Genomic DNA, 14664 nt, shown 5'->3' with positions numbered 1-14664 from the left:
TTTATATAGCCTCTTCCCCTTCCTCCCTTTCCACAAAGAGAGACAGTAGAGTCATTTTGGCGACAAGGATATACCCCCCCCCATTATTATTTATATAGGGGATATTTAAATATTATAATCAATTTTTGTGTAAAAAATGTGCCTAAATGAGATTTTTATAAAAATTTATGAATTATGCTAATTTACACAATATTCATCTGAGCTATTTCCAATCCACCTTTTTCATTGCCACTGTTTCTAAACATGTAATACATTGCTGCTTCAGGATCAGGGTATACTGGATCTGGGGTAATGAAGAGTGTTCTGAAGCCATGATCATTAATGAATTTCTTTAGATTCTCCTGGTTTTGGTGCTTGAGTCTTGATATCTCATCAACGATCAAAAAGAACGGCGTGTCCTTGTCTGCTTTGTTGGCAAACAGGGCTAAAATAGAGATAGTGATTGCCACTTTTAAGAGAATATTTCCACCTGAAGAGCTGTCATTTTTAAGATGGCTTAATCCCTTTTTCTTCACACCATTTTCTACATAAGAGATAGTCAGGTCAATGGTATCAAAGATATGTATTGCCCCACCCTCACTCTGCTTTTTGATCTTACCGAGTGTTTCAATAATGGCATCAATATTTTCAATTGATTTAGGCTTATCAAAAAAGAGTGATGTCTTGTCTTCAAACATCGTTCTGGCACTTACGACTTTGCTGTTTAGTGATTGCATCAAGGATGCAATAGAATTGTTATTGCCTTTAGATTTATCCATCTCTAAAGAGATCTGCTTGATAGCACCAAAATCTACCTTGTTTAAATTTCTGTTTATTCTATTTTTTTGTTGTTCAAAACGATCTTCAAGATCATTAAAAGTACCCAACTTCTGGGGGATAATGTTACTCAAGTAGTTGGTAAAGTCTGCATGTCTTGATCTCTTTTGATTATCATAAGAAATCATACTAAATTTATGTAACTCTTCAAGTGAATCTTTAATGTGCTCAAGTGACGCGATGGATGCCACTTCATCAAACTTCTCAATACTCAGATTGATATCGATAATTGCATTGTATTCCAAACTAGCCAATCTGCTGAGTAATGACTTAAAATCAATTCTGAGATTTTGATATCCTCTGTTTTGCAATTCATATGCATCTACAAGTTTGTCAAGCTCTCCTGGTTCTTCAATCTTTTCAATAGTCGATAAATCAACTTCCAATGCATCTGATTTCCCAATTCCATCTTTCAATTTTTTAAGTCTCACACTGTTTTTTTGGTGTTCTTCTTCTAAGCTTTTGGATTGTTTTTTTGATACTTCTATTTTATGATTTATTTTTCCCTTGATGTTGCTTAAAAAAGTCTCTGTTCTTTTATGCTCTTTTTTTATAATGGGTAGCGTAGCAATCTCTTTTTGTTTTTCATCATACTCATCTAAAAATGCTTCAGCACGGTAACATTCTTTAAGCTCATCTTCCTTTGCTGCTCTTTGATTCTTATACTCACTTAGTAGTTCATCTTCTGTTTTGGTCTTCTTTTCAGATTCTAATTTTTCTATCTCTTTTCTAACTTCAGCTCTTGCACTCTCTATTTCAGATTGCACTTGACTTCTCAACGCTTTAACATTAAACTCCAAATCTTTTTTACGCTGTTCTATCTGACGCTTTTTATGATTGTTTTGGATCTTCTCTTCATCTTTTTGTGTTTTCTTCTCTTGCTTGATACGGTTAATTCTCTCAACATGCTTCTTTTTTTGCATTTCAAATTGCTCTTTGAGCTTTTCTTTGTTGTCCTGATACCGTTGTTTGCGCTGTATATGCTCCTGTTTCAATTCAGAAAGTTTTACCTGTAGTACGCCCAAATTCTCCTGCTCTAACTTTATTTCGCTCTTAATATTATCTATTGTTAGATTAGCTTGATTCAGGAAATGATCATACTCAGCCTTCAAAACCCTATCTTCTTCTCTAGCTTTTACTAGGCTAATCTTTCTGTCTTCTTTATGTTGCACAATTTTTTCATGTAATTCTTCTGCTGTAGGATAAACCTTCAAAGAAGTAAGATCCATAGTCACACCAAAAAGCGTAGAGGTAGATTTAAAATCTGCTACTGGCTTTAGCACATCACGCGATTTTGAAAGCAGCTCTTTATCTATCACAGGATAGATATGTTCTTCCCATCCATCCACTTCCTCAGCCAAAAATGCTTTGAGTGTATTGGGTTCATGACTCAAAAGCGTTTGATACTCTTTTATTCTTGTATTGTTATATAGGCGTACACTATTAAGTTTCTCAGCCCTTTCAAATCGTGCTTGGAGATAATCATTTTTATATTCCTCGATCGTTCTCTCTTCCTGTACAACTTGTCTGGACGATCTATCTAGTACGGACTCTTTTTCAGCGATTTGATTTGCTATTTTTTCTTGTTCTTTACTGCTTCTTTCTTGCTCTGCTTCATACTCCTGAGACAAGCTATCACTCTGGGATTCATAGCTTTTTTTAAGTGTCTCAACATTTTCTTCTTCCACAGATAGTGCACTTTGTAACTCTTCTATCTTTTTTTCTATCTCTGAAAATATCTCTACAAATTCAGCTTCTATGATTGCAATATCGTTATCACACTGATTCTCTTCCAACTCTTTTCGCTTACGAAATGTTTCTCTTCCTTCAGCTAAGATATCTACATTTGTTTTCCGTGTTAACTGCTCTATCCTACTCTCAATCTCTTTAACGATACTACTCTGCTCTTCTTCAAGTTTTCCTATGGAAATAGTAAGTTCTTCGCTCTCTTTTTTTAGCCCATTCTTCTTTGCAGCTATATTCACAGCTTCTTCATATTGAATAGGAGAGTACTTCTCTTCCAATACCTCTAACTCTTTAATTTTAATAATAAAATCAGTAATTTGATCCCTTACCTTATTCTCCAGGACACCCAATCTTCTTTCCCAATGTTTTACCCTACGTTTGAATGCCTTTAGTGCCTCTTCTTCTGTATCATATGCAACTTTGAGCTCAGGTAGTTTCTCTTTATCCGATTCCTGGTTATATCTTATCTTTCCAAGTAGTAGTTGTATAGTCTCTTCCAGGGCGACAAGCTCTTCCATCACATCAACGGATTTTTTAATATTGTCTCTTTGCCTGTCAAACTTTTTGAAAAAGTCATAGTCTCGCTTAAAGGCTGTCATATCTGCAATATAGGTATCAAAATCCAATGAGAGGATCTCATCATCTTTTTGCAAAGATTTCTGTATGGCTTTTTTGATGCTCTTCATATCGACAATGGCTTTATCGACATTAAAGACCATGTTGTAGACTTCCAAAAATGCATCATAGTTTTTAATGGATGCAATAGAGAAGTCCGTATAGCGTCTCTCCTGCCCATAAATAATCTTCCTGTACTCAGCATTGGTTTGTGGACGATAAGAGCTTACATCTTTAAGATAAGCCCTTATAAGGTCATGTTCTACAAGTATACCGTTAGAAATAACTCTCTCCAGATCAAAAGGCTGCTTGCTAAACCATTTTTGCACCTTTCCACTTCGTTTAAATGCCATCATAAAAAAGTCATCAAATACATAGACAATATAAGAGTTATCGTAAGGAAAGTAATACTTTTCAAAAGAGTCTTTATCACTAGGGATTCCCAGTTGTCTTCCTTCTGCATTATAAAGGTAGTGAATCGCACGGGTTGTTGTTGTTTTACCTGAAGCATTGTCACCAAGAAAAAACACATCTTTAGAGAGGTCAATATCTACAAGGTCAAAATTGGCTGAGTTAATCAATATCATTCGTCTAATCATTTGCTCTCCCTACTATTAGGCTCAGAGAGTTCAATGATCTTTATATAGTAATCAATCGCATCAAGCACTTTATATTTATCCTGATCATTGTTACCTATTCTCTCTATGAGATCAAACTTTCTAAGTCGATCGAACAGTGCATCAAAAGCACTTTTAAGATCTACATTGCCTTTGCCTGATACAAGCATATTAAGTCTATTGGCGATGGAACTGTCTTCTTTCTCCTGCATTTTGTATTCATGTATCAAATCTGTATAGACAATAAAACTTCCTCTATCTATCTGTGGTCTCAATTGTCTAAGTATGGAGATAGCCAAGATTGCATCTGTATGTTTGGCAATATACGCTTCCATCTCATCTTTATTCATCTGCCCTTTTTTTGAGAGGTAAAAGTACCCTCCTTCACCATGCAAGATGTAACCTAGAGTAGATGCAGCATCATAAAACTCATCAAAGACCTCTTCATCCATAAGATGTCGTGTGTATTCACTATATTTTTTTGAATTAGATGAAATAATCTTCCCCTGAGACAAGATTTCAAAAACATTGGCTATATCCATGCTACTCTCCTTATATGATGAGATCCAAATCCTACATCTATTTTTGTATGTTCTCTATGTTCAGATACGGTCATTAAAAATGCTTTAAATGCTTCCGAACGCTTTGTTTGTACTGCATCAAATTTTTCAATCTCTTCATGGTTTAAAATAAAATCAAACAGATCTTTAGGCATATCACTCTGAATATCCTCAAGCAATTTTTGATAATTTAATACTATTTTTTCTTCGAGTTCTTGCTTTTTGTAGATTGTTTGTGGTGCTTTTACCACTTTATGAGGCTCCAGTGTGAACACTTGACGCAAAATAACAGCAAAACGTTCCTGTTCTATATCTTTTTGAGATGGTACCGTTTTGATTTTGTGTCTTTTTATATTGCCAAAAGTATGATGTAGTGTTTCATGACCACTTCTTAAAAGTGCTTCAAGCTCAGAGGCATCATCTGCCATAATCTTCCCTGCCAATGCCGCAATCTTATTGTTTTGTTCTTTCCTCTGTTTCGTTCTTAGTATGAATCCATTGAGTCGATGAATATACTTATGCAGATTATCAGAATACCGTTGTATGTCGATCTTCACATCAATGATCAAATCATCTATCTCTTTACTTAACCCTACAATCTCTTTAGAGAAGATATTATAGGTCTGCGTACTAGCATTTGAGAGCTCCTGCATTTGGAGGAGGATATGCTCTGCATCATCCAAGATCACCTCCAAACTCAAGGCATTTTCATGAACAATCCTACTTATAAGTACTGAGATATCTGAATCTCTTCGTTTAAACTTCAGATAAACATCCTCTATCCCTTTACGGATACGGTTTAGATAGGTTTTGTCTGAAGTTTCCAAAAATCTTTTTTTATACGTAACAAGCTGCTGCAACTCTTCAGCATATTTTCCAAATATCACACCATACTCTACCCGTTTGAGCATGGTATTGATAAATTGGATATAAGCTTCATTGAGAACGACACGATCTCCAATTTTGTTGAAAATCTCCGCTTCAAAGAGTGCAGTATCTATTCCAGAAGGCATCTCCCCTTTGTATGCTCGGTCAATCACTTTTTTGTGTCTATTCATCAAAGAGATAAGCTCAATATGGGTCATACTAAAATACCTCCTGTTCAATCACGGCACTGTATTGATTGATAAAATCAATAAGCCATTGTAACTCATCATGAGTAGAAGGGAGAGAGGAGAGCTGCTTACGATAAAGCTCTTCATTTCGATACTTGGCATTTGAAAAATAGTTCTCTAGTTTAGGGTGCTTAAAAAAACTTTTACTTCTACACTTAAAACTATCATAAATGCGTATCGCCTCGATATCATAGTCCAGGAAAAAGGTAACGTCTTTATCTTTGAGAAACTTCCTAGTGGCACTATTGCTCATGCCGCCCAGGTACAAGAACTGGTCATAATCAAATCTGGATGCAATATCATAGATATTTAAAAATGTCTCTCCATTCTCCACTGCCAAAATGGGAGTATCATTTACTATGATCTCATCAGAATTTTTATAGAGCCTTGGCTCTTCATCACCATGCTGAAATATCACCACACCATCAAACACTAAAATATAGCGGCTTTTACTGTCTCCAGTATTTTCTATATTCTCTTTTCTACTTTGTGTTGAGGATAGCAACTGTTCTATCTCTTCAAAAGAGGAGATACTTTTACCATTATTCCCTATTTCAGAGAGAAACAAAAAGAACTTCTCCCAGTCAAGCACTTTACTTTTTTGTCTTAGTTTTATCTCTATAAAATAAAGATCATTATCTTTTTGGTACTGCTTGGCTAATCTATTGAAGTATGGTGTTTGAGAGTATGTAGGGGTATTGTTATGAAATCTTTATGCTTGTTGTAGTAGTGTTTTATTCATATCCACTCCTTCATCATATTAATCTAAATTATTCCCAATTCGTTAGCCAAATCAATTTTTAACTTTCCTAATGATTCAGAGTCTAAATTCTTTTTATACAAAACATTACCAAATAAAAATGCTTTAACCCGAGACTCAGAATGTTTAGTGATTCTTGATAATTTAGTAATCATGTCATCAGTAAATACTTCTCTTTTTTTAACAAATTCTTTAACTTCTAATGTATGTGTTTCATACACTTCATTGTGATAAAAATCTTTTACATACTTATAACACAAAGGGTTAGATGTTACAAGTTTAACTTTATAATTAGGCATCAATTTAAAATGCACTTCATTTTCAAAATTATAGCCAGAAGAATATGGATTCATATACTGTTCAACATCGCGTGTACCTTTTATATTTGTATTACATACTGCACAAGAAGGTACGAGATTGTATAAAGACAATGCAAAAATAGGGTATTTATCTTTTTGATAGAAATGATCCAATGTGAATGTAGCTCTTTTTACTTTTTTAGTATGAAAATTAGAGATAAAATTTCTATTACAATAAATACAAACTCGGAAATCAACTTCCTTAAATCTTGGACTTATCCCTTTTAAAGATTTTTTGTATTCTCTATCACGAGTATAATCAAATATCTTTTTTAAAATATGATTTGGTTTTGGATTAGGATATGCATCAATCAAAGCTATTTTATTTTGCAGGAGGTCAGGATTAATTAAAAGAATTTCTTTTAACCTTTCTCTACTCTCACGTATATTAGTTATGGGATTAAATATAGCATTAATAAATTGTTCCAGATCATTATTCTGATTATATAACTCTAAAAATATTCTCTCTAACTTGTATTTTGGAGGTGTAGGCATATTAACATTTATATTCAAGGAAAATCTATCAATTTTATTGCCATTTTTGTTCGTTGTAATAATTTGATGTTCACGATCTAAAATATCTTCAATATATTTAGTTTCAAAATCAAGAACCCGCAAGCCTACTCTACTTAACTTTTTTTCTAAATCAATTTTAATCATTCTATATCTTTTATTAACTTAGTTGCTAAACTAGGATCTTTCTCTAATGCTTTAATTAGCCTATCTCTATCACTCAAATTATGTTCATCTGATATATTAAACAATTTATTACACTCATCTAAACTATTTTTAAATGCTATTTGAAGATATTCTTCTCCAATAATATTTTGCAAACCATGATAATATTGATAATTTTTTTCATATTTTATTTTTAAATTATCTTTATTTTCTTTGAGTCTATTTAATTTGTTTTTTAAGTTAGAATCTTTTTTTTCTGTTGATTTTTCATCTACATAATACATTTCAATTTTTTCTATTTCTTTATCATTCTCAAATATTTTTTCAAAAAAATCAAAACAGTCTCGAAGTTTATGTTCTGCAATTTTTCCCATCATCATATCCTTTTGCATGAAAAAAGAATCATTTAGTAATGTATGAATATTCTCACCAAATGTATACAGAATATCTTGTAAGTTACTAGATTTCCCTTTATCTAAAAACAAAATATTATCTTTTGGTAAATCTGAGACAATAAAAGGAGAATGTGATGTACATATCACGTGATAACTTAAATCCAATGAAGTTTCCTTCAGGGTCTCAACAATATTATATAAATATTGTCGTTGCCATTTTGGGTGAAGACCCAGATCAGCTTCATCTAGCATTATTAGAACATGATAATATGCTCCCCTTATTGTTCCCATTCTAGTAACAATATTATTAATTTGATAAATTAATGTAGTTAATAAAATATAAAATGATTTTTCTCCAGCACTTAAACTTGTAAAAGTTCTATTATGCTTATCTCTAAATTTCACTTCAAACCAGCTAGGTAAACACTGTAAGCGTTTATCTTCTATTGAAAAAGTTTTTTCTTTATTCAATAATGTTAAATTACTTTCATAACTAGGTACTATATATTCATGAAACTTTATTGCATTACGAAGTTTTAATGTACTATGTGTCTCATCCATAATTTCAGCACCTACATTATCACCTTCAAAAACTACATTTCGAATTAGTAGTTTTGAACCAATCGTCATAGCTCCAATTTTACCCTCACTAATTTTCTGACTATTAATTATATTGTATTTATCTATTTTATTAGCAATATATAATTTATTAAGAATAAATAATGGAATATTATATATCTCATCATCCAAATTATTATATAGTGTAGTCAAGTCTTCTTTTTTTGATTGAATATCAAATTCGTCAGCACTATCTTTTTCTAACTGTTGTATCAACTCTTCTTGCTTAGAAATCTCTTTGATTAAACTATAAATATCAGAAAAAATTGATTCATAATTATTTTTAATCTCATGTGTAAAATGATACTTTTTAGAATCATTTGGAAGTGTCAATATTTTTATTACTTTATTTGTATCTATCTTTACGGTTACTTCAATAGGTTCAAATATATCACTTAAAAATTTATTTTTATCAAATGATTGCTTATGCAGTATCATTCTTTGTCTAGTTAAATAATTAAGATTGTTAATATTGACATTATTATCTTTTTTGTATGGTTCAAGTAAAATTGGTACAGTATAATCATCTGACTTATGATATATGTCATCAATCCAATTTTCAGTAGAATCATCCTTTAATGAGTCTAACATGTAATTAAAATATATTGTATAAAAATTTTTATCATAGGTACTAAACTCTCTATTCTCACCATTTATTTTTAATTTAATCTGTGATCTATTATTAGTATAAATACAATAAAATTTAGTTTCAATTTCCACAATTAAAAAACTATCTTTATTTAGTTCATTTTTAGAAGAAAAATCAGCGTATAACAGTTGAATAATTAATTTCATTATACTGCTTTTTCCACTACCATTCTCTCCAATAATAGCAGTAATATTTATTTTATTTTTCTCATCAAAAAAGTTATCAATAAAAAATGAATTAGGTTCTAAATGAATTATTTCCTTTTCATATTTAACATTGTATTTTGAAGAAAGTTTATAACCACCCTCTAAATTTTTATATTTTTTTGTCCATAAATATATTAACTCCATTTCAGTACACCTTCCCTAATCTCTCCAACAAAGAATCCAAAACATCATCCACCAAGCTAATCTCTAGTCTAGAGGCTATCATGGTTTGTAACGCTATAACTTGCTTGATATACTCTTTTTGCTCTTCTATAGTAAATCTTTGCCAGTTCTTTTTATTTTTCTTTCCGTTATGGGCTTTTATGAGTAGCTGTAGGTTGTCTGGGTGGTGTTTACCTGCCTCTGAAGAGTTGAGTAAGGCAAATGCATGATCTACCTCAAAATCGAGGCTGAAGAACTTGTTTAACTGTTTGGCTATGCTTTCAAACCCTTCTATGCGTTCTTCTTTTTGGGCTTCAGAGATATAGCGTACTTTACGAGGGTGTTCGCTGTCATCTATCTCCACTTCAGGGAATCCACCTGTAGAGAGTCTGGAGCTAATACGGGCTGCAAGTTCTCTTAGTCCTGTAGTATCATTGGCTTGATTGGCTGCTTGCTCATTGGCAGCATCTAAAATATCTGGATACAGTTCGCCTACTCTTACCGCCCATGATGAGACGATGACCCAGTCATCAAAGGTTTTGAGTGCTTCTAAATATTTTTGTGTTTTTGTCATAAATGTACTTCCCCTACTAATTTACCAACTCAATAATTCTTCGAAAATGTCCTTCAATTTCTCTACCGCTATCAGCTTCACAATACTGTTCATATGTCATTTCCTTTACAACATCACTGTTGAGTACTTTTTTACAGGCAGAAATTTTTTTCTTTTTCTTCTCATCTGTCAATTCATCCCAAAGATGAGGACTTGTAGATGCTTCATGTACCTTCTTTGCCACTTCTAGTGGTACATCATCAAAATCATCAAAAGGATTTAGTCTAATTTCAATATCATAATTAGCATATGTACTACAAATTACGTCATGATGTATATAGCTTTCAAGCTCTCTTTTTGAAGTGATATAGGCTTCTTTATCCTCCTGAGTATTCAACTCATCTACAATAGTTTGATAATGAGCAGCAGTAGGTGGTTCATAATCTCTATCACATATATGGAACTCAGGTATATTTAATCCATTTAGCCTATTTATCCATAATTTAAAACTAGAGCCTCCAAGTGGTATAAAGACAATTTTTCCATCATTTTCTAATGTATCCAAATCTATTAACTCTGGATATTCTCTACTAATAACTTTTGAGAAGTTTTTCAACCCATTAATATCATTAACACCCTCTACACCAATAAATAGCTTAACTTTATGGTCAGGAAGTACACCCAAACTATTTGCTATTTCTATTTTTAATTCATCATCAAGTGTATTAATAATTTCATTATTTTTGATGTATCTAATATTGTTTTCATCAATATGATTAGTTAACATAGGCGTATGTGTTGTAAATAAAACTTGCGTATTATCTTGCTGTGACAACTCCCAAAATGCTTCAATTAACATCTTTTGATTATCAGGATGTTGTGAAGTTTCAGGCTCTTCAATAGCATAGATAATATTTGTTGAGTTTTGTTGTTCAGCCTTTACTCTAAAAAAGTTTAAAAGTATCAAGCGTCTAACACCGCTACCTCTTTTGTTAATAGGGATCTGTTCATCACTAGTCAAGCTTAATTTAAATACCTTACCCCAATCCGTTTTAAAAACAGGGTTTAATTCATTAGCCAGTTCAAGATCCATCTCTTGAAGCTTTTCTACAGTTCTATTGGCTACTGCTTCAACTTCTCTTTGTACCCTTCTGGCTATAACATTTAATCTCGCTTCTTGGGCTTTCATAGCTTCTTTAATAGCTACCTGCATAGGGTCTTGTGCTTCTGCATCTTGATCTGTACTCGGTCTATCGGATTTAAATAAAGAGTATGTAGGGTAAATGGCTTCTAATTTTTCTCCTATTTTTTTGGTATCTTCGTCTTTTACCAAAATACTTTGAAGCTCAAACTCAAGCTCAATACTTTCCCAAATCCTTTTTCGTATTTCTGATTTCATTGTTTGGTTTACACCGTCCAAGTTAACATCAAGCTCTCTTGCACGAGTCTTTAAGGGAGTTATTTTTAATTTTAATAAGTCACTAAAATTTTCATTTGAAGGATGATTGGCAATAATATATGTTTCTTTATGTGAAGGAGCTGCACCTTTATATACTTTCTCTATTTCCAAGTATCCATCAGAATTTAAAAGATACTCCTCAGCTAAATTTATCGGGTTTGTTTCATCTATAACAACTTCATCGGGTAAATTAGAAAACACTGCAGTTAAACGAATCTCTTTTGTATCTCCCAGATTAATATTGTAATCACCTGCATCCATTTTTATATTATTGAAAAATGTATCCATTGCTTCCAATACAGTAGATTTTCCAGAATCATTTTTACCAATGATTGTTGTAAGATCATTTAGATCTATACACGTCTTTTCTTGATATCCCCTAAAACCTTTGACACAAAATCGAATCAATTTCATAATACTTCTCCCTCCTTATATTTACCTACCTATGAAGCCATCACTTCCTCAATGATCTTCACAATCTCTTTACCCTTTAACTGTTTTCTAAACTCTATTTTGACATCTTCGGACATATGTGCAAAGAGTGCTTTGGCGTGAGCTATTTTTTTCTCTTCTGTTTTACCTAGATCCTCTTCCTTTTTACCTTTTGTCTCTACAATTAGATGAAATGTTCTCTTCCCTTGCTTGTCTTTGATAACATATGCAAAATCAGGGCTGTAAGTACCGCCACCTGCTACAGGGATTTTGATGGAGTTTTTAGGGATCTTGGTAAAGACAATGACTTCTTCAATATTTTTAACTATGTTTTGTTTTTCTAAATCACTATCAAAATAGAGTTCATTGAAAAAATAACTATCTGCTACTTTTTTATCATCTGCAAAGTACACACCCACTTCAGAGGCATTGATACTTTCAAGAGGTTTACCATCCTTATCTGTGAGTTTGGTTGGATGAACTTCATTTGATATCGTCTTATAGCCGATAGAAAATTTATCCATTGATTTACTTAACAAGTATCTGTTAAAGCCATTTTTTATGATTCTTACCGTTTGTATATTCAAGTATGTATTGATATCCAGCTTCTCTTTTAAGTTCAAAAATACTTGATGCAAAGTTTGTATATTGAAATTCAAGGCACGACTAAGCTCCAGTAAAAATGCCTTATAAGTCATAGTAGATATGGGTAATATCTTGTTATTTACACTCTCAACTTCTTTATAATATGCCGCACCATCTTCAAAATTGATACTACCAATTCTCGTTTTAACACCTTGTGGTTCAAACTCTCTTAGGTTATCCTCCAGATAGCCTTTAAAAAGTGTGGCAAAGCCTTCTTCTGTATCTATTTTGTACTCTAACACTACTTTTTGGTTTATCTGTTCCCAAAGGGCTTTGAGCTCACCATATTTACCAACCCTGAGCGTAACTTTCTCTTTTTCTTCTTTTGCCCCTCTTACTTTACCTTTTGTCAGCCCACCAAATGCATCTGCATACTCTGATTTAAGTTTTTCAAATCCATCATCAATAAATTTCTGTCCAAAGTCTATAATACCTGCTTCTCCCAATGTTTGAAAAAGCGTTGCCTCATCTATGGAGTATTTCTGGGTGATTTTTTCTACAAGCTCAGGCGTAAGTTTTTCAGGTACTTTATCGCTACCATACGCACCTGACTTTTCATTGATCTCCGTCACAAGTGTTTTTACAAAATCCTTCTCACTAAAATCTACAAAATAATGCAGATCAAAATTCTCATCTTTTACCCTACTCATGTATTCATTGACGGGGAGTCTGAGTCCACGTCCTACTTCCTGGAGTTTTGAAGTAGTACTTCCACTGCTTCTAAGCTTACAGATTTGAAATACATTAGGATTATCCCATCCCTCTCTCAGTGTCCATTTGGAGAAGATAAAACGTCTCGGGTTATCCAGGCTTAGTAAAGATTCTTTATCATGCAAAATCTCAGTAATCTCTTTTTCTATTTTTTCGTCTTTTTCACTGTTGTCTTTAGAGAAGTATCCTCCATGAATAAGTGAAACATCTTTGAGTGAAGCTTCAAGATATGCTTTGTAACGCTCATCTTTCACCTCTTTGAGAAGTTTTTCTATATGTGCTTTCGCCAATGTTTCAAACTTATCTTTGAGTGATCCAGCTATCTCATTTCCATCACGATACCCTTCAATATCATCAATAAAAAAGAGCGTCAGAGGTTTAATGCGAACATCTCGTGTCAGGAGTTCTTTCTCTATCTTGAAGTGATTGGCAACGGCTTGTTGTATCATCTTGTCTTGCAAAGACTGGGCATAGGAATAAGGGTTTATTTTATCTCCCTTTTTAAGCTCCAATCCGTTAGAGAGTACTACTTTTTTTGTATTTGCATTAAGTACAAAAAGATCTCGCATCTCTTCATGAAGCACAGCCATACTCTCTTTGGGTGCTATGGTATGCACTGTTTTCTTTCCTGCTTCATGTAACTCAAAGGCTATCTCTTTTGCACTGCTTGAAACTAGTTTGAAGTAAATATCTTTTCCCTCATCAAACTCTTCCACATAGGTCATCACACCCTTAACAAGGTTTTCATTAAAAGCATCTACAGCACTGAGCCTATAGATGAGATTGTGATACTGATCATTAAATGTCGCACCGAAACGGAAGATAAACTGAGATCCAAACTTCTGTATATTCCCATAAGTCACACCCTCTTTTGGAAACTTATGCGGTTCATCGATGATGGTAAAAGGATTAATCGAGGCAATAGCCCCAAAAGGAGTATTATATCTGTCAAAAAGACTCACATCAAACTTTTTACTCATGGTATCGGAGTTGATCATCCCTGCATTAATGACAAGAACATGCACATTGCCATCATCATGTGCTTCGACAAACTCTCTGACAGCTTGTGGCATATACGCTTTTTTGCTTTTTGACTTTTTCTGACTCTCTACGATATACGTTTTAATAACAGAGCCATACTCTTGCCTAAAGTGTTCATTGGTTGCTTTGGCTTTGAGAAAGTTAACCGTTCCTGCCTTAATGGAAAGTGTCGGCACTACTACAACGAACTTTTTAATGCCAAGTTGTTTGCTCAGCTCAAACATCGCTTTGGTGTATGTGTAGGTTTTTCCTGTACCTGTCTCCATCATGATGTCAAGTGTATGCAGTCCTGGAGAACTCTCTTTGCAGTCAAAGTATTCTTTGCCAGAAATGCCATTTTGTTCTTGCACAGCTTGAATATTCTTACAATAAAGATACCCAGGGTCATAATCTATAACTGGATTAGCCACAGCTGCCATAGCCTTCTCTGCCAGAGGTTTGGCTTGTGCTCCATCATACACTCTCATGATGGACTTAACCGCTTCTACCTGATGAGGCAGATTTCTCTCAAACTTAAATCCTGCCAT

The 14664-nt window shown here is 33.3% G+C and carries 9 protein-coding genes; all 9 read right to left on the bottom strand.

The genetic code is table 11. From position 1 onward, the window contains the following. Positions 1-182: 182 nt before the first annotated feature. On the bottom strand, positions 183-3776 hold the full coding sequence (locus YH65_RS04140; RefSeq protein WP_046550757.1) for an ATP-binding protein: 3594 nt from the start codon (positions 3774-3776) through the stop codon (positions 183-185). After that, complete coding sequence (locus YH65_RS04135; RefSeq protein ID WP_046550756.1) at positions 3773-4336, bottom strand: condensin complex protein MksE; 564 nt, start codon at positions 4334-4336, stop codon at positions 3773-3775. The genes YH65_RS04140 and YH65_RS04135 overlap by 4 nt, the downstream gene beginning before the upstream one ends. Next, positions 4327-5439 carry a hypothetical protein gene (locus YH65_RS04130; protein WP_046550755.1) on the bottom strand — a complete coding sequence of 371 codons (1113 nt, stop codon included), beginning with the start codon at positions 5437-5439 and terminating at the stop codon, positions 4327-4329. Before YH65_RS04130 ends, YH65_RS04135 begins: the two co-directional genes overlap by 10 nt. Position 5440: 1 nt before the next feature. Beyond that, a complete protein-coding gene (locus YH65_RS04125) occupies positions 5441-6061 on the bottom strand; it encodes a hypothetical protein (RefSeq protein WP_046550754.1) in 621 nt (206 codons plus the stop codon). Positions 6062-6234: 173 nt separating this feature from the next. Beyond that, a complete protein-coding gene (locus YH65_RS04120; protein ID WP_046550753.1) occupies positions 6235-7248 on the bottom strand; it encodes a hypothetical protein in 1014 nt (337 codons plus the stop codon). Continuing rightward, positions 7245-9278, bottom strand: a complete 2034-nt coding sequence (locus YH65_RS04115; protein WP_046550752.1) for an AAA family ATPase — start codon at positions 9276-9278, stop codon at positions 7245-7247. The genes YH65_RS04120 and YH65_RS04115 overlap by 4 nt, the downstream gene beginning before the upstream one ends. Before the next feature lies 1 nt (position 9279). Beyond that, the gene (locus YH65_RS04110) at positions 9280-9870 is read right to left on the bottom strand and encodes a hypothetical protein (protein WP_046550751.1); all 591 of its coding nucleotides are present in this window, start codon (positions 9868-9870) and stop codon (positions 9280-9282) included. A gap of 16 nt (positions 9871-9886) precedes the next feature. Next, positions 9887-11722 carry an ATP-binding protein gene (locus tag YH65_RS04105; RefSeq protein WP_052746084.1) on the bottom strand — a complete coding sequence of 612 codons (1836 nt, stop codon included), beginning with the start codon at positions 11720-11722 and terminating at the stop codon, positions 9887-9889. A 29-nt stretch (positions 11723-11751) separates the two neighbouring features. Beyond that, entirely contained in the window at positions 11752-14664 is a 2913-nt protein-coding gene (locus YH65_RS04100; RefSeq protein WP_046550750.1) for a type III restriction-modification system endonuclease, read from the bottom strand.

The sequence above is a fragment of the Sulfurovum lithotrophicum genome (genome assembly GCF_000987835.1).
In the GTDB taxonomy this organism is placed as follows: Bacteria; Campylobacterota; Campylobacteria; order Campylobacterales; family Sulfurovaceae; genus Sulfurovum; species Sulfurovum lithotrophicum.
This window is presented reverse-complemented; position numbering and strand designations above follow the sequence as displayed.